We start from the raw sequence: 15,884 nt of genomic DNA on the forward strand, positions 1-15,884 counted from the left end.
TTAGTTTTTTCTATAATCGAGTTGTAAGCACTTTCTATTTTATTATTAGTTTTTTGTTTTATTTTTTTGAATTAGAGTTAAAAGCGTTAACTAAATGTAAAAGGAGGTTATTGCTACCGAGAACAGAAAGCAACTTATATAGATATAGAATTTATTTTTTGTTATTTATTTTTTGTTATTATAGAGGAGGAGAATATTTTGGAAAACAACAAGAAAGTTAAAAAGAAATTTTCAATGCCATCATCATTTACCGTTTTATTTCTTATTATTGTCTTTATAGCCGTCTTAACTTGGATTATTCCTGCCGGAGCGTACGATGTGGATGACGCTGGTAATATTTTATCAGGAACCTATCAAACCGTTGATTCACAACCACAGGGAATTTGGGATGTTTTCATCTCTCCTATAAAAGGTATGTTGGGTACAGATACTACGCCTGGTGCTATTGAAATTTCCTTATTTATTTTAGTTCTAGGAGGATTTTTAGGTGTCGTCACAAAAACAGGTGCTCTTGATGCCGGAATTGCTTCTATTGTTAAAGCTTACAAAGGTAAAGAAAAAAAGATTATTCCTATCCTAATGCTTCTCTTCGCCATTGGTGGTTCTACTTACGGGATGGCTGAAGAAACGATAGCGTTTTATCCTTTGATTATCCCAGTCATGATTGGTGTTGGATTCGATACGATGGTTGCTGTTGCGATTGTTTTAGTTGGATCGCAAGTCGGTGTTCTTGCTTCAACAGTGAACCCTTTCGCTACCGGTGTTGCTTCTCAGGCTTTATCGATCAGTCCCGGTGATGGAATCATCTGGCGTTTAATTTTCTTCGTTGTCATGTATGTTGTTGCAACATTCTATGTTTACCGCTATGCTATGTCAGTTGAAAAAGATCCTAGTGCTTCTCTAGTTGCTGATCAAAGAGAAGAAAATATGGCTTTCTTTAAAATATCTGAAGATCAGGAAGCCATGAATAAACGTCAGCGTAATGTTATGATTTTATTTGCTCTTGCATTTCTTATTATGATTGTATCATTAGTTCCTTGGACTTCATTAGGTGATAGTTTGGGTCAAAATTGGACTTTCTTCGAGAGCCTTAACTCTTTCCTACTCGGTATACCATTTATTGGTACTTTACTCGGTGAAAGAATGATTCCTTTAGGCGATTGGTATTTCCAAGAGATTACCATGCTCTTCTTCTTGATGGCCGTTCTTATTGGAGTATTTTATAGAATGCCTGAAGGAGATATTGTTGAATCCTTTATAGATGGAGCAAAAGATTTACTAAGTGTTGCACTAGTTGTAGCCATCGCTCGTGGTATACAAGTAGTTATGGACAATGGTATGATCACTGCGACGATTCTACATTGGGGAGAACAAGGTCTAAGTGGTTTGTCTCCAATTATTTTTACTATCTTAACCTATATCTTCTATATTCCAATGTCCTTCCTGATCCCTTCTACTTCTGGATTAGCAGCTGCGACAATGGGTATCATGGGTCCACTAGGGACTTTCTCAGACGTACCTCAACATTTAGTCATCACTGCTTACCAAGCTGCTAGTGGCTTTGTTAACTTGATTACTCCTACTTCAGGGGTTGTTATGGGTGCTTTAGCAATTGCTCGAATTGATATTACTGTTTGGTGGAAATTTATGTTTAAACTAATGGCTATCATTTTCGTTATTTCTTGTATCATACTCGGGATAGCTGCTGCTGTTGGTTAAGAAATTCACTTTATTTATTCATCATTTTTAAAAATACGAAAGGAGAATTTCATGAAAGCATTTATTCAAGAGGAACATAAAACAGCGTGTGTTGAAACGATCAAAACATTAATCTCTTACCCTTCTTATTTAAGAGAAGACCATCAAGGAGATACACCTTTTGGTGATGATATCCAAGCTGTTTTAGAAAAAACACTTACGATTTGCGAAGATTTAGGAATGAAATCCTATCTAGATCCAGAAGGATATTATGGATATGCAGATTATGGCGATGGCGAGGAATCTCTGGCTATTCTATGTCACTTAGATGTCGTCCCTCCTGGTAATTTAGACTCATGGGAGAGCGATCCTTTTACAGCTATTGAAAAGAATGAGGCCATCTATGGAAGAGGGTCTCAAGATGATAAGGGACCTGCTATGGCCGCTCTCTACGCCTTTAAAGCAGTCGTTGATTCAGGTGTTGCCTTTAAAAAACGTGTTCGCTTCATTTTTGGTACCGATGAGGAAACATTGTGGAGATGCTTAGATCGATACAACGAATTAGAAGAGCCTTCAACAATGGGATTTGCGCCAGATGCTGAATTCCCATTAACTTATGCTGAAAAAGGATTATTACAAGTTAAGTTACATGGCCCTGGAGATGCAGACTTAAGTATGAATTGTGGTAAATCTTTAAACGTTGTTCCTGACGAAGCTAACTACCAAGGTTACCTAAATGAAAAATTAGAAAATGAGTTAAAATCACTAGGCTTTGATTACCAACTATCAAAGGAACAGATTATCGTTAAAGGAAAAGCTGTTCACTCTAAGGATGCACCAGATGGAATAAACGCTATTACTCGATTAGTAACCGCTCTTTCTCCGCATACAAAAAATGAGACTATTGCGTTTATTGCTGAAAAATTAAAAAATGATCCAACAGGGCAAACTATTTTTGGAGAAATAAAAGACGATATTTCCGGACCGCTTACTGTTAACTTAGCTACTATAGCTATTAACGAAAAAGAGTCTACAATTGGCTTAGATTTAAGAATTCCAGTAACGGCTGATAAAGATGCCATTGTTGAGCAATTAACAACTTCTGCAGCAGAATATCAACTTAGTTATGAAGAATATGACTATCTTGCTTCACTTTATGTTCCAAAAAATAGTTTACTTGTAACAACTTTATTAGATGTATACCTTGATAAAACAGGAGATAAGAGTGATGCATTAACTTCTGGAGGAGCTACTTTCGCAAGAACAATGAAAAACTGCGTAGCTTTTGGAGCTGTGTTCCCTGATTCTGATGTTACTTTCCATATGCCTAACGAAAAGATGACTTTACGTGATATTCATAATGCTATGGACATCTACGCAGAAGCAATTTATCGTTTAGCGTGTGAATAAATAGAAAAAATAAAAAATGACGTAAGTGAGCCTATCTGCTCACTTACGTCATTTTTTATCTTTACTAATAATCAGTATAAAAATTAAAAAAACGAATAACTTCGGTGTCAAGCACAGCGAAATAATTCGTTAGTAGATTGATAATGTCTAATCTTTATTTATGTATACTCTTACTTAAAAGTAACTGGGCTAGCTGGATTCGAACCAACGCATAAGGGAGTCAAAGTCCCTTGCCTTACCGCTTGGCTATAGCCCAAGAATGGTGGAGGGGGGCAGATTCGAACTGCCGAACCCGAAGGAGCGGATTTACAGTCCGCCGCGTTTAGCCACTTCGCTACCCCTCCTGAATAAAAAGCTTACTTTATATTATTTAAAAGAAATTGATGCCGGCTAAAGGAATTGAACCCTCGACCCTCTGATTACGATTCAGATGCTCTACCAACTGAGCTAAGCCGGCACATCGTTATAGTCTAATCTCTTTATAAATATGACCCGTACGGGATTCGAACCCGTGATACCGCCGTGAAAGGGCGGTGTCTTAACCACTTGACCAACGGGCCTTTAAACTTTAAGCACAAGACTCATTATATAAAAAAATCAAGCAACTGTAAAGAGTAAAAATGAATTTCACGAATAATTTAATCCTATTTTCATTTTATTAAAATCATCCTGCTATTTTTTGTAGCCAATAGGACTAATTTTTAATCGTAAAAACAGCTAATAAGCGTATTTTACCTACTAGCTATTTAGATACGATTTAAAAAATTATAAAATATCTTACACGAATAAATGATTGACTCCATTTTATAACTTTTTTTTTACTATACTTGTATATCTGAATAAATTTCAGACTTTCTTTCAAACAATGTTTTTGCGTATGGACATAAAGGAATAATTTTTTTATTTTCTTTACGCATTTCTTCAACCACACGATTAACTAATTCTTCGGCTATTCCCTGTCCTCTTAACGATGGATCAACAAAAGTATGATCTAAGATGACCTTATCATCTCCTGAAGGAACATAGGTAACTTCAGCAATCATTTTACCGTCATCACCGTTTTTATAAAATCGATTTTCAGTTTTCTCAAAGTTCATTTTTGCATACCTCTCTTCCTATATAAGAACTAGTCTATTCTTTTCTATTAAAAAATTCAAGAGAAAGGAACACCAAATTCTCCAGCGTACTTTTCTGATTAACTATTTTTTATCTTAAAATTTATTTATTATTAATTCAATATTAGATTTAGTCACTAATTATTTTACTAGGACATCCTATTTAGCAATGGTGGATCTACCTTGATTATTTAAGCTAGTTTTTTTAAAATTCAGATTCACAGAGAAAAGATACAAATAAAAGACTCAGAAACCAAATTGGCTCTAAGACTTTTTTAATTAAGCCACTTGCCGGATTCGAACCGGCGACCTCTTCCTTACCATGGAAGCGCTCTACCGACTGAGCTAAAGCGGCAAAAATTATAAATAAGCAAAAAAATACTCCGCAAGCAGGATTCGAACCTGCGACATCATGATTAACAGTCATGCGCTCTACCAGCTGAGCTATTGCGGAAAAATAAAGATGCGCGGCAGCGTCCTACTCTCACAAAGGGAAACCCTTCACTACCATCGGCGCTAAGAAGCTTAACTGCTGTGTTCGGCATGGGAACAGGTGTGACCTTCTTGCCATCGCCACCACACATCTTTTAGTTATAAGAGAACGTTGTTCTCTCAAAACTGGATAGTGTTTAACTATAAGACAATAAAACCGTTTCTTCATCGTTTAAAAATGGTTAAGTCCTCGACCGATTAGTATTGGTCCGCTCCATACATCGCTGTACTTCCACTTCCAACCTATCTACCTGATCATCTCTCAGGGGTCTTACTCACTTACGTGATGGGAAATCTCATCTTGAGGGGGGCTTCACGCTTAGATGCTTTCAGCGTTTATCCCGTCCACACATAGCTACCCAGCGATGCTCTTGGCAGAACAACTGGTACACCAGCGGTGTGTCCATCCCGGTCCTCTCGTACTAAGGACAGCTCCTCTCAAATTTCCTGCGCCCGCGACGGATAGGGACCGAACTGTCTCACGACGTTCTGAACCCAGCTCGCGTACCGCTTTAATGGGCGAACAGCCCAACCCTTGGGACCGACTACAGCCCCAGGATGCGATGAGCCGACATCGAGGTGCCAAACCTCCCCGTCGATGTGGACTCTTGGGGGAGATAAGCCTGTTATCCCCAGGGTAGCTTTTATCCGTTGAGCGATGGCCCTTCCATACGGAACCACCGGATCACTAAGCCCGACTTTCGTCCCTGCTCGACTTGTAGGTCTCGCAGTCAAGCTCCCTTCTGCCTTTACACTCTACGAATGATTTCCAACCATTCTGAGGGAACCTTTGGGCGCCTCCGTTACACTTTAGGAGGCGACCGCCCCAGTCAAACTGCCCGTCAGACACTGTCTCCCAGCCAGATCATGGCTGAGGGTTAGAGTGGTCATACAGCAAGGGTAGTATCCCACCATTGCCTCCACCAAGACTAGCGTCCTGGCTTCATAGGCTCCTACCTATCCTGTACAAGCTGTACAAACACTCAATATCAAACTGCAGTAAAGCTCCATGGGGTCTTTCCGTCCTGTCGCGGGTAACCTGCATCTTCACAGGTACTATAATTTCACCGAGTCTCTCGTTGAGACAGTGCCCAAATCATTACGCCTTTCGTGCGGGTCGGAACTTACCCGACAAGGAATTTCGCTACCTTAGGACCGTTATAGTTACGGCCGCCGTTTACTGGGGCTTCAATTCTGAGCTTCGCTCGAGAGCTAACCCATCCTCTTAACCTTCCAGCACCGGGCAGGCGTCAGCCCCTATACGTCATCTTTCGATTTAGCAGAGACCTGTGTTTTTGATAAACAGTTGCTTGGGCCTATTCACTGCGGCTGACCAATTGGTCAGCACCCCTTCTCCCGAAGTTACGGGGTCATTTTGCCGAGTTCCTTAACGAGAGTTCGCTCGCACACCTTAGGATTCTCTCCTCGACTACCTGTGTCGGTTTGCGGTACGGGCAGATTGTTTCTAACTAGAAGCTTTTCTTGACAGTGTGACATCGGGAACTTCGATACTTAATTTCTCTCCCCATCACAACTTGTCCTTAATAGAGGCAAGCATTTGACTCACCTCAAGACTTGTTGCTTGGACGCACATATCCAACAGTGCGTATTCCTTAGCCTACTGTGTCCCTCCATTGTTCAAACAAAACAAACTGGTACAGGAATCTCAACCTGTTGTCCATCGTCTACGCCTATCGGCCTCGACTTAGGTCCCGACTAACCCTGGGAGGACGAGCCTTCCCCAGGAAACCTTAGTCATTCGGTGGACGGGATTCTCACCCGTCTTTCGCTACTCATACCGGCATTCTCACTTCTAAGCGCTCCACCAGTCCTCACGGTCTAGCTTCGACGCCCTTAGAACGCTCTCCTACCATAGAACCTAAGTTCTATCCACAGCTTCGGTGTTATGTTTAGCCCCGGTAAATTTTCGGCGCAGGGTCACTCGACTAGTGAGCTATTACGCACTCTTTAAATGATGGCTGCTTCTGAGCCAACATCCTAGTTGTCTAAGCAACCCCACATCCTTTTCCACTTAACATAAACTTTGGGACCTTAGCTGGTGGTCTGGGCTGTTTCCCTCTCGACTACGGATCTTATCACTCGTAGTCTGACTCCCGGATATAAATCAATGGCATTCGGAGTTTATCTGAATTCGGTAACCCGAGAAGGGCCCCTAGTCCAAACAGTTGCTCTACCTCCATGATTCTAATTCCGAGGCTAGCCCTAAAGCTATTTCGGAGAGAACCAGCTATCTCCAAGTTCGATTGGAATTTCTCCGCTACCCACACCTCATCCCCGCATTTTTCAACATACGTGGGTTCGGTCCTCCAGTGCGTATTACCGCACCTTCAACCTGGACATGGGTAGATCACTTGGTTTCGGGTCTACGACCACATACTCATTCGCCCTATTCAGACTCGCTTTCGCTACGGCTCCGTCTCATCAACTTAACCTCGCATGGGATCGTAACTCGCCGGTTCATTCTACAAAAGGCACGCTATCACCCATTAACGGGCTCTAACTACTTGTAAGCACACGGTTTCAGGTGCTGTTTCACTCCCCTTCCGGGGTTCTTTTCACCTTTCCCTCACGGTACTGGTTCACTATCGGTCACTAGGGAGTATTTAGCCTTGGGAGATGGTCCTCCCGGATTCCGACGGAATTTCTCGTGTTCCGCCGTACTCAGGATACTGACCAGAGTGAACAAAGTTTCAGTTACGGGGCTTTTACCCTCTTCGGCGGACCTTTCCAGGTCGCTTCTCCTACTTCGTTCATTTATGACTCTATGTGTTCAGTCCTACAACCCCAGAAAGCAAGCTTTCTGGTTTGGGCTATTCCCGTTTCGCTCGCCGCTACTCAGGGAATCGATTTTTCTTTCTCTTCCTGCAGGTACTTAGATGTTTCAGTTCTCTGCGTCTACCTCTATTGACCTATGTATTCAGTCAATAGTAACACCCGATAAAGAGTGTTGGGTTTCCCCATTCGGAAATCTCTGGATCAAAGCTTACTTACAGCTCCCCAAAGCATATCGGCGTTAGTCCCGTCCTTCTTCGGCTCCTAGTGCCAAGGCATCCACCGTGCGCCCTTATTAACTTAACCTATGGTCATGTTAACTATTCTATTCACCCTAGGGTGAAGAAATACATTAAAAAATAAAACGCGATGTTTTCTTAGTTTCTTGCTTTTCTTACATGTTAAACACTATCCAGTTTTCAAAGAACAATTCTATTCTTTTGCGATTTCATCGCAATGGAGCCTAGCGGGATCGAACCGCTGACCTCCTGCGTGCAAGGCAGGCGCTCTCCCAGCTGAGCTAAGGCCCCCTAAAAAGGAGTTCAAATAAAAAAAGGCTATTAACCTCTCAAAACTAAACAAAGTAAAACAACTGTGACGGTTCCGTTATATCCTTAGAAAGGAGGTGATCCAGCCGCACCTTCCGATACGGCTACCTTGTTACGACTTCACCCCAATTATCTATCCCACCTTAGGCGGCTGGCTCCCAAAAGGGTTACCTCACCGACTTCGGGTGTTACAAACTCTCGTGGTGTGACGGGCGGTGTGTACAAGACCCGGGAACGTATTCACCGCGGCGTTCTGATCCGCGATTACTAGCGATTCCGGCTTCATGCAGGCGAGTTGCAGCCTGCAATCCGAACTGAGAATGGCTTTAAGAGATTAGCTTGACCTCGCGATCTTGCGACTCGTTGTACCATCCATTGTAGCACGTGTGTAGCCCAGGTCATAAGGGGCATGATGATTTGACGTCATCCCCACCTTCCTCCGGTTTATCACCGGCAGTCTCACTAGAGTGCCCAACTGAATGCTGGCAACTAATAATAGGGGTTGCGCTCGTTGCGGGACTTAACCCAACATCTCACGACACGAGCTGACGACAACCATGCACCACCTGTCACTTTGTCCCCGAAGGGAAAGCTCTATCTCTAGAGTGGTCAAAGGATGTCAAGACCTGGTAAGGTTCTTCGCGTTGCTTCGAATTAAACCACATGCTCCACCGCTTGTGCGGGTCCCCGTCAATTCCTTTGAGTTTCAGCCTTGCGGCCGTACTCCCCAGGCGGAGTGCTTAATGCGTTAGCTGCAGCACTGAGGGGCGGAAACCCCCCAACACTTAGCACTCATCGTTTACGGCGTGGACTACCAGGGTATCTAATCCTGTTTGCTCCCCACGCTTTCGAGCCTCAGCGTCAGTTACAGACCAGAGAGTCGCCTTCGCCACTGGTGTTCCTCCATATATCTACGCATTTCACCGCTACACATGGAATTCCACTCTCCTCTTCTGCACTCAAGTTCTCCAGTTTCCAATGACCTTCCCCAGTTGAGCTGGGGTCTTTCACATCAGACTTAAAGAACCGCCTGCGCTCGCTTTACGCCCAATAAATCCGGACAACGCTTGCCATCTACGTATTACCGCGGCTGCTGGCACGTAGTTAGCCATGGCTTTCTGGTTAGATACCGTCAGGGGATGAGCAGTTACTCTCATCCTTGTTCTTCTCTAACAACAGAGTTTTACGATCCGAAAACCTTCTTCACTCACGCGGCATTGCTCCGTCAGACTTTCGTCCATTGCGGAAGATTCCCTACTGCTGCCTCCCGTAGGAGTCTGGGCCGTGTCTCAGTCCCAGTGTGGCCGATCACCCTCTCAGGTCGGCTACGTATCATTGCCTTGGTGAGCCATTACCTCACCAACTAGCTAATACGCCGCGGGTCCATCCATAAGCGGTAGCCGAAGCCACCTTTCATCTGTCTGCCATGCGGCAATCAGAATTATGCGGTATTAGCATCCGTTTCCGAATGTTATCCCCCACTTATGGGCAGGTTACCCACGTGTTACTCACCCGTCCGCCACTCCTCTACTATCGAGTGCAAGCACTCAATAGTAGAAGCGTTCGACTTGCATGTATTAGGCATGCCGCCAGCGTTCGTCCTGAGCCAGGATCAAACTCTCATAAAAGTTGAAGCAACCCGTTAGGATTGTTTCGCTTTTTAACGATGCTTGAAGCTCATTAAAATGACTTGCTAGCGAAATTTCTTTCACTTTGTTTCTTTTGGTTCGACCCTTGGCCGAACCGCCGTTCACAGTTTATTGTTTTACTTTGTTCAGTTTTCAAAGGTCAATCATTCCTGTTTTGACAACTTCCAAATAATAACATTTAGAATAAAATTTGTCAACTATTTATTTTGAATATTTTTTGTTGTTTTTTTACATATTTATTCAAAATCTGTTTTTTTGCTTTCGTACAACTTTTAAACATTAACATATAATACCGATTTATGTCAAGTTTATTTTAAACAAAAAATTAATCAACTATTTTTAAATTTAGCTGTGTTCCAATAACCGCTATTAATATATCAATTTTTTATGCATTCGTCAAGAATATTCCTCAATTCACTAGTGTTGCATAAACATAGCTTAATTTGACCTCATTTCTTGTTTTTCTGAAAAAAGGCAAAAAAAGGGAGTGCTTACGCAAAAGATGACTATTTCCAGAAAATTTTACTTATTCAACTGATTCCATTACCAACGGACACCCTTTCTTTAAGGGTCTAAGTCGGTATCAAAAGATTAAACCATTCTTCTGCCGGTTGAAATAACAGATAACGAAAAAATCGTTTGATTTGGAAAACAGACTGGTTACTTTTTGTTTTTAACTTAATCAAATAGGTTAATAAACTGGCAATCATGGCTAAAATCAGCTGATTGACAACCCCTTTTTCACTTCTCGAAAAAAACTTTTTAATCGTCATATGTTGTTTAATATGCTTGAAGAACAGCTCTATTTGCCAACGTGCTTTGTACATTTCTGCAATGTCAGTAGAGGAGCAGTCAAAACGATTGGTAATAAACTGGAGAGTTTTCCCCTTTTTGTCTTGAACGGTTACTAAACGAAATCTGGACGTTAGATGGTTCTGAGCACCTAATGCGACCATTTGGTCGCTGATAACGGACTCACTCTTGGAAGCTACTAATGGTTCTAAAACATGAACTTTTGTATTCTTTTTGATTCTTGTCACAAAGAAGTAGCCCTGCGAGTGCATCGTATCTAATCGTTCAAAATCAAGGTAACCGCGATCAAACACATAAGTCGCTTCAGGTTGATTAACCAATACTTCTAACTGATTTGTATCGTGCTCGACGGCGTTAGTCAGTGTAAATTCATCTGGGTAAAGATGGTCATTATCCATAAAGCAGAGTTTTAAGTGAAGCTTAACTCCTGATTTTGTTTTACGAAAATCAGCCCATTGATAAAGGTTTTGGTTAAGTGAAAACGTCGAAGAATCAATTAGGTAGAGACTATTTCGTTTCGTTACGGGCCTTTTATTTTTAGCCTGACTAACTAGCTGACTAAAAATGGCTAAAAGAATCTCTGAATCTATTTTTGAGAGAGTTCTAGAGAGCTGAGAATAACTGATACTAGTCATACCCATTTCTTTTTGAAGTTCTTTCGAAACAAAAGCCGCATCCATCTCTCTAAGACTTTCTTTTTCGTCATTGATTCCATGAAGAAAAAGTTGAAGAGCTTGGAAGAAACTAAGTTTCTTATGGTATTTATCAAAGTCAACAATCTTTTTTTGAATAGGGCTTGGTAAAAGATTTAGCTTAATGGAAGAAAACCATTTATTAAAAGCAGAATTTGTTTTATACTTATCCATGTGTTGGGTCCTTTTTATTGGTCTTGGATGAGTCATCTGAGTTCAGTATAAAGGACTTTTTTGCATATTAGAATAATATAAACAAATTTGTGAAACACATAATGTTTCATGCAACACTAGTGTCCTCAATTAAATAAATCTTTTCAGAAATACGGATCTATTTAATTAAGATTACTATTCAAGGTAACTGATTCCCCCTATTTCTTCCTATAGCGGACTCAAAGATGACGGTTCTATCTCTTCTTTTTTTACGATCATCAACAGACCATCACCCAAAGGAATAATACTAGATTCTAACAAAGGATGGTTCATGACTGTTTCTAGAAAAGTATTTAACTTACGATGGATGACCCTTGTTCTTTTTGGAATTTCTTCATCTGGCAATAAAATTGTCCCACCTTGTAATACATCATCTACGACTAGCATCCCACCGATTTTTAACAAGCGAATACATTCAGGTAAAAAATCACGATATTTTGACTTCGCACTATCCATAAATATAAAGTCAAACTTTCCTGTCAAAGTAGGGAGTATATCGGCAGCTTGCCCCTCTAAAAGAGTGATTTTATCTGTTAATTCTAAAATTTCGTAATTTTTTTTAGCCTTTTTAATCATTACATCAAAACGATCTATTGTTGTCACGTGACCATTATCACCTACATGTTGCGCCATTAAACTGGAAGAAAAGCCAATAGCTGCACCAATCTCTAATATTCTCTCCGGTTTAATTTGTCCTAAAAGCAAATTCAAAAAGACAACTGTTTCATGCGGAATAATGGGAACTCGTCTTTCGTTGGCTTCCCTTTGAATTTCTCCTAATTTACCCGGTAAAGGCTTTTGTTTTTTTCTTAAAAATTCTACAATCTCTTTTTGAACGACTGGTCGATCCATCATTTCATTTCTCGCTACTTTAACTTCTTTATTCTCTGCATTCTCCATATCGTTTTTCTTCTCCTCTTTGTTTTATCCTTAGCTTTCACTTGATACTTGTTCTCATATTTTCTATTATAAGTTGTCTAATCTTATCAAACAAGAGTTTGTTTCATTATTTCTTTTATAGCTTGGTCTCAAAAATATTGTAAATACGCTATTTTATATGCTATTATCAATACATAGAACACAATAAAATAATTAAAGGAGGATACAATGATGCTCATTAAATCACTCTGTATTCCTAAGAAAAGTTTAACCACAGTCAAAGAAAGCGCAACTCTTCAAGAAGCAATAGATATATTAGAGAAATCTGGTTATCGTTGTATTCCAATTTTAGATGAAAGCGGGAAAATCTTTAGAGGAAACATCTATAAAATGCATATTTACCATCATCAAGCAAACAACGGTGATATGAGCTTACCTGTTACAACTCTTTTGAAAAATGCAACGAAATTTATTTCCGTAGATTCTTCTTTTTTTAAAGTATTTTTTACGATTAAGGAACTCCCTTATATATCTGTTTTAGATGAAGAAAATCATTTTTATGGCATTTTAACTCATAGCTCTCTTTTAAATATGTTGCAACAATCATGGAATATTAACTCAGGTAGTTATGTTTTAACTATTGCATCTTCTGGTCAAAAAGGTGATTTAACAAATATGACTAAAATTATTAATCGTTATTGTTCCATTTCAAGTTGTATCACGCTAGATGCAGAACGTGAAGAACTTGTTCGTCGTACAATGATGACTCTTGAATCAGGTATAACTGCAGAAACCGTTAAACAAATCAGCGACCACTTAGAAAAAAGAGGATTTCGTGTAGTAGAAGTTGAAGATTTAGAAAATAATTAATCTTCACTATATGTCATAATTAACCATAATAAAAAACCGAAAACAGATTGTTATCTCTTGATAGCTCGTTTCATTGAAACGAGTCTTCAGTATAACGTATTGTTTTCGGCTTTTTATTTTTTAACCTTCTATTCTCTCGTTGAAATGAACCTTTTTATCTAAATAAAGCATAACCGGCGCACCAATTGCCATAATACCTAATTCTCCAATTCCAACTGTTAAATAACCAAACCAAAAAGGAACAGAAAAAGCTAGATATAACTCTAGAGCAATTAATGAAGAAAGAGCAGTAAAAATTAGTGTGTTAATAAAAAATTTTACCCAGACATTAGAAACTTTTTTTATTAGCTTACTGGTAATGAGTAGAGACAACAAGGAATGCCCTACGCCAAATATCAAATCATACCCTACTATTGTTGAAAAAAAGAGATTTGAAATAAACACACCGCTCACTATTCCAAAAATATATTTCCTGTTGAAAATAATGAGATGGTTAAACATTTCAGCTACTCTAAATTGTATCGCTCCAAAAGAAATTGGCGCCAAAATTGCGGTAACCGCTACGTATAATGCTGCAACAATAGCATTAGTGACAAGACTTTTTATTTTCAAATTTATGTTCCTCCTAGTTTTTTTCTGTGGGATGGTTACGAACCACATATTTAATAACCTTGGCATCATATCATTTTTTTTAAAAACCTCAATCTGAACAACTCTTTTGATTATCTTAAAAAACCCTCCTCGATCTAAGGAAGGTTTATGTATTATTTAATTAAATCGTCAAACCGACTTATATAAACCGACACTAATTTCTAAAGCTTCATTTATTTTTTCCATTATTTCTTGATTTAACTGCGTTACTTTTTCTTTCAGCCGTTGTTTGTCAATGGTTCGGATTTGCTCTAATAAGACTACAGAGTCTTTTTCTAGACCAAATTCTTCTGCCGAGATCTCTACATGGGTAGGCATTTTAGCTTTTTGTATTTTCGCCGTTATCGCTGCTACAATAACCGTTGGACTATAATGATTTCCAACATTATTTTGTATAATTAGCACTGGACGCATACCACCTTGTTCCGATCCTACTACAGGTGATAAATCAGCATAATAAATCTCACCCCGTCTTACCATAGGTATTCCTCCTTATGATAACTGGCTATAAATGGGCGCTTACCTCTTTTTCACAAACTTCAAATTCATTACAAATATCAAGATTGATACGAGACATTTCCGCATATCCTTTACGCAAGGTATCATATATAGTTAAGTTTTTTTCTGAAATCTGATTAACCACTGCATTTATCGAGTTGAATTTAGTTGTACTTGTTTGAACATCATCGCTTTGACTTTCTTTATAAACATGACGATTCAAAGAAATCTTAAATACCCGGCCATCGTTATTTCTCATGAACCATACCCTCCAATGAATAGCTTTTTCCTTCTCTCACAAAGAAAACTGCAATTGTACTTAGGATAATGGTACCACGAAACTATAAACATTGGAACCTACAATCGGTAGTTAAAAAAATAGTCGTTCTTTTGTCACTATTGCTAAAACTATTTTAGCGATAATCCTAAATATATATCCTAGGAACACGTGTTGCAAGACCACAGGCAATTTCATAGTGAATAGTGCCTAAATGATTGGCTATGTCTTGCAAAGTAATCTTTTCGTTTTCACTTTCTCCCACAAGAATAACCTCTGTTCCTTCTTCAACTTCATAAGGTAAACGAATCATACACTGATCCATACAAATCCTGCCTATTATTTCACATCTTTTTCCATCTACAAGAACATCTTGTCCTTGTAAATCTCGACGCCATCCATCCGCATACCCTATTGGAACAGTCCCAACCCACTCACCCTCTTTTGCTGAGTAGGTTGCTCCGTACCCTACTGTGTCTCCTAGTTTCATTTGTTTGACATAATTAACTTCACTACTGATTCTCATAGCTGGTACTAATTTATATGGCTCTTTTAAAATACCACCAGATGGATTTAATCCATACATTGCAATACCAAAACGAATCATATTCGAGGAACACGACTGATGCCAAAGAGCTGTCGCACTATTAGCAACGTGTATGAAAGGTGGTTTTCGATGTAGACTAGCTATTAAGGTATTAAACTTTTCAGCTTGTTCTATAAATTGTTCTTGATCCGGACTATCAGCTGTTGCAAAATGGGTAAAAACCCCTTCGAAATAAGTCGTTTCACTTTTATTTATCCACTGTTCTACCTCTTGTAATTCTTCTGGTATTCTAATTCCAATACGGCCCATTCCAGTATCTAAAGCGATATGAACTAATAATTTCTCTTCACAACCATTATTTTTCACTATTTTATTAGCTCGTTCGAGCCAATCCAAACTACTGACCGCTACGCTAAGCTTATTCAATGCTATCAAGTCTGCATAAGTTGCATCTACTAACCCCATAATTAGAATTGGTTCAGTAAATCCTGCTTTTCTTAGCTCTAATGCTTCGTCTAGAATAGCCACGCAAAATCCTGATGCCCCACCTTCTTTAGCGGCCGCAGCAACTTCTACAGCTCCATGTCCATATCCATTAGCTTTAACGACTGCATAAAGCACTACATTTTCATCTAGTCTTTTTATTTCTTGTTGAACATTAGTACTGATTGCTTTCTTATCGATATAAGCAATTGTTTTACGGTGTACTCCTATGGCCACTATTAATTCACCCTCTCCT

The 15,884-nt window shown here is 39.6% G+C and carries 10 protein-coding genes, 7 tRNA genes, 3 rRNA genes and 1 riboswitch; of the genes, 3 read left to right on the forward strand and 17 right to left on the reverse strand.

The window, feature by feature from the left end; translation table 11 throughout:
- Positions 1–198: 198 nt before the first annotated feature.
- Positions 199–1,719, forward strand: coding sequence for a YfcC family protein (locus B9Y54_RS02130; protein ID WP_085558772.1), 1,521 nt, complete (start codon positions 199–201; stop codon positions 1,717–1,719).
- A gap of 51 nt (positions 1,720–1,770) precedes the next feature.
- Positions 1,771–3,108: a M20 family metallopeptidase gene (locus B9Y54_RS02135; RefSeq protein ID WP_085558773.1), complete on the forward strand. Its 1,338-nt coding sequence runs from the start codon at positions 1,771–1,773 to the stop codon at positions 3,106–3,108.
- Positions 3,109–3,292: 184 nt separating this feature from the next.
- On the opposite strand, the gene B9Y54_RS02140 is transcribed toward B9Y54_RS02135, so the two are convergent.
- The 13 genes from B9Y54_RS02140 to B9Y54_RS02200 form a co-directional block, all read right to left on the reverse strand.
- Positions 3,293–3,364 (reverse strand) — tRNA-Gln (locus B9Y54_RS02140).
- 4 nt (positions 3,365–3,368) lie between these two features.
- Positions 3,369–3,452 (reverse strand) — tRNA-Tyr (locus tag B9Y54_RS02145).
- A gap of 40 nt (positions 3,453–3,492) precedes the next feature.
- Positions 3,493–3,565 (reverse strand) — tRNA-Thr (locus B9Y54_RS02150).
- 31 nt (positions 3,566–3,596) lie between these two features.
- A tRNA-Glu gene (locus B9Y54_RS02155) sits at positions 3,597–3,668 on the reverse strand.
- Between the two features lie 261 nt (positions 3,669–3,929).
- A complete protein-coding gene (locus B9Y54_RS02160; RefSeq protein WP_085558774.1) occupies positions 3,930–4,205 on the reverse strand; it encodes a GNAT family N-acetyltransferase in 276 nt (91 codons plus the stop codon).
- A 300-nt stretch (positions 4,206–4,505) separates the two neighbouring features.
- A tRNA-Thr gene (locus B9Y54_RS02165) sits at positions 4,506–4,578 on the reverse strand.
- A 26-nt stretch (positions 4,579–4,604) separates the two neighbouring features.
- Positions 4,605–4,677, reverse strand: a tRNA-Asn gene (locus tag B9Y54_RS02170).
- Between the two features lie 11 nt (positions 4,678–4,688).
- A 5S ribosomal RNA gene (gene rrf / locus B9Y54_RS02175) occupies positions 4,689–4,804 on the reverse strand.
- 89 nt (positions 4,805–4,893) lie between these two features.
- Positions 4,894–7,814 (reverse strand): 23S ribosomal RNA (locus tag B9Y54_RS02180).
- A gap of 151 nt (positions 7,815–7,965) precedes the next feature.
- A tRNA-Ala gene (locus tag B9Y54_RS02185) sits at positions 7,966–8,038 on the reverse strand.
- 88 nt (positions 8,039–8,126) lie between these two features.
- A 16S ribosomal RNA gene (locus B9Y54_RS02190) occupies positions 8,127–9,684 on the reverse strand.
- Together the 16S, 23S and 5S rRNA genes with 3 tRNA genes alongside form the textbook arrangement of a ribosomal RNA operon.
- Before the next feature lie 593 nt (positions 9,685–10,277).
- Positions 10,278–11,384 (reverse strand): IS4 family transposase, encoded by a 1,107-nt coding sequence (locus B9Y54_RS02195; protein ID WP_085558775.1) that lies wholly within the window; start codon positions 11,382–11,384, stop codon positions 10,278–10,280.
- A gap of 207 nt (positions 11,385–11,591) precedes the next feature.
- Positions 11,592–12,323 (reverse strand): O-methyltransferase, encoded by a 732-nt coding sequence (locus B9Y54_RS02200; RefSeq protein ID WP_085558776.1) that lies wholly within the window; start codon positions 12,321–12,323, stop codon positions 11,592–11,594.
- 210 nt (positions 12,324–12,533) lie between these two features.
- On the opposite strand from B9Y54_RS02200, the gene cbpA reads away from it, so the two are divergent.
- The gene (gene cbpA, locus B9Y54_RS02205; protein WP_085558777.1) at positions 12,534–13,172 is read left to right on the forward strand and encodes a cyclic di-AMP binding protein CbpA; all 639 of its coding nucleotides are present in this window, start codon (positions 12,534–12,536) and stop codon (positions 13,170–13,172) included.
- A 120-nt stretch (positions 13,173–13,292) separates the two neighbouring features.
- Here cbpA and B9Y54_RS02210 read toward each other — a convergent pair whose 3' ends face one another.
- From B9Y54_RS02210 to alr, 4 genes are all read right to left on the reverse strand, one after another.
- Entirely contained in the window at positions 13,293–13,784 is a 492-nt protein-coding gene (locus B9Y54_RS02210) for a QueT transporter family protein (RefSeq protein WP_085558778.1), read from the reverse strand.
- A 7-nt stretch (positions 13,785–13,791) separates the two neighbouring features.
- Positions 13,792–13,836: riboswitch (PreQ1 riboswitch) on the reverse strand.
- 116 nt (positions 13,837–13,952) lie between these two features.
- Positions 13,953–14,303, reverse strand: a complete 351-nt coding sequence (locus B9Y54_RS02215) for a type II toxin-antitoxin system PemK/MazF family toxin (RefSeq protein WP_085558779.1) — start codon at positions 14,301–14,303, stop codon at positions 13,953–13,955.
- A gap of 25 nt (positions 14,304–14,328) precedes the next feature.
- The gene (locus B9Y54_RS02220) at positions 14,329–14,580 is read right to left on the reverse strand and encodes a hypothetical protein (protein ID WP_085558780.1); all 252 of its coding nucleotides are present in this window, start codon (positions 14,578–14,580) and stop codon (positions 14,329–14,331) included.
- Positions 14,581–14,746: 166 nt separating this feature from the next.
- Positions 14,747–15,865, reverse strand: a complete 1,119-nt coding sequence (gene alr / locus B9Y54_RS02225) for an alanine racemase (RefSeq protein WP_085558781.1) — start codon at positions 15,863–15,865, stop codon at positions 14,747–14,749.
- Positions 15,866–15,884: the final 19 nt, after the last annotated feature.

This window comes from Carnobacterium iners (genome assembly GCF_900177385.1).
Classification (GTDB): domain Bacteria; phylum Bacillota; class Bacilli; order Lactobacillales; family Carnobacteriaceae; genus Carnobacterium_A; species Carnobacterium_A iners.

Coding starts and splice junctions, on each gene's coding strand:
- B9Y54_RS02195 (WP_085558775.1), bottom strand. CDS start 11,384: ATGGATAAGTATAAAACAAATTCTGCTTTTAATAAATGGTTTTCTTCC.
- B9Y54_RS02160 (WP_085558774.1), bottom strand. CDS start 4,205: ATGAACTTTGAGAAAACTGAAAATCGATTTTATAAAAACGGTGATGAC.
- cbpA (WP_085558777.1), top strand. CDS start 12,534: ATGCTCATTAAATCACTCTGTATTCCTAAGAAAAGTTTAACCACAGTC.
- B9Y54_RS02135 (WP_085558773.1), top strand. CDS start 1,771: ATGAAAGCATTTATTCAAGAGGAACATAAAACAGCGTGTGTTGAAACG.
- B9Y54_RS02220 (WP_085558780.1), bottom strand. CDS start 14,580: ATGAGAAATAACGATGGCCGGGTATTTAAGATTTCTTTGAATCGTCAT.
- B9Y54_RS02200 (WP_085558776.1), bottom strand. CDS start 12,323: ATGGAGAATGCAGAGAATAAAGAAGTTAAAGTAGCGAGAAATGAAATG.
- B9Y54_RS02215 (WP_085558779.1), bottom strand. CDS start 14,303: ATGGTAAGACGGGGTGAGATTTATTATGCTGATTTATCACCTGTAGTA.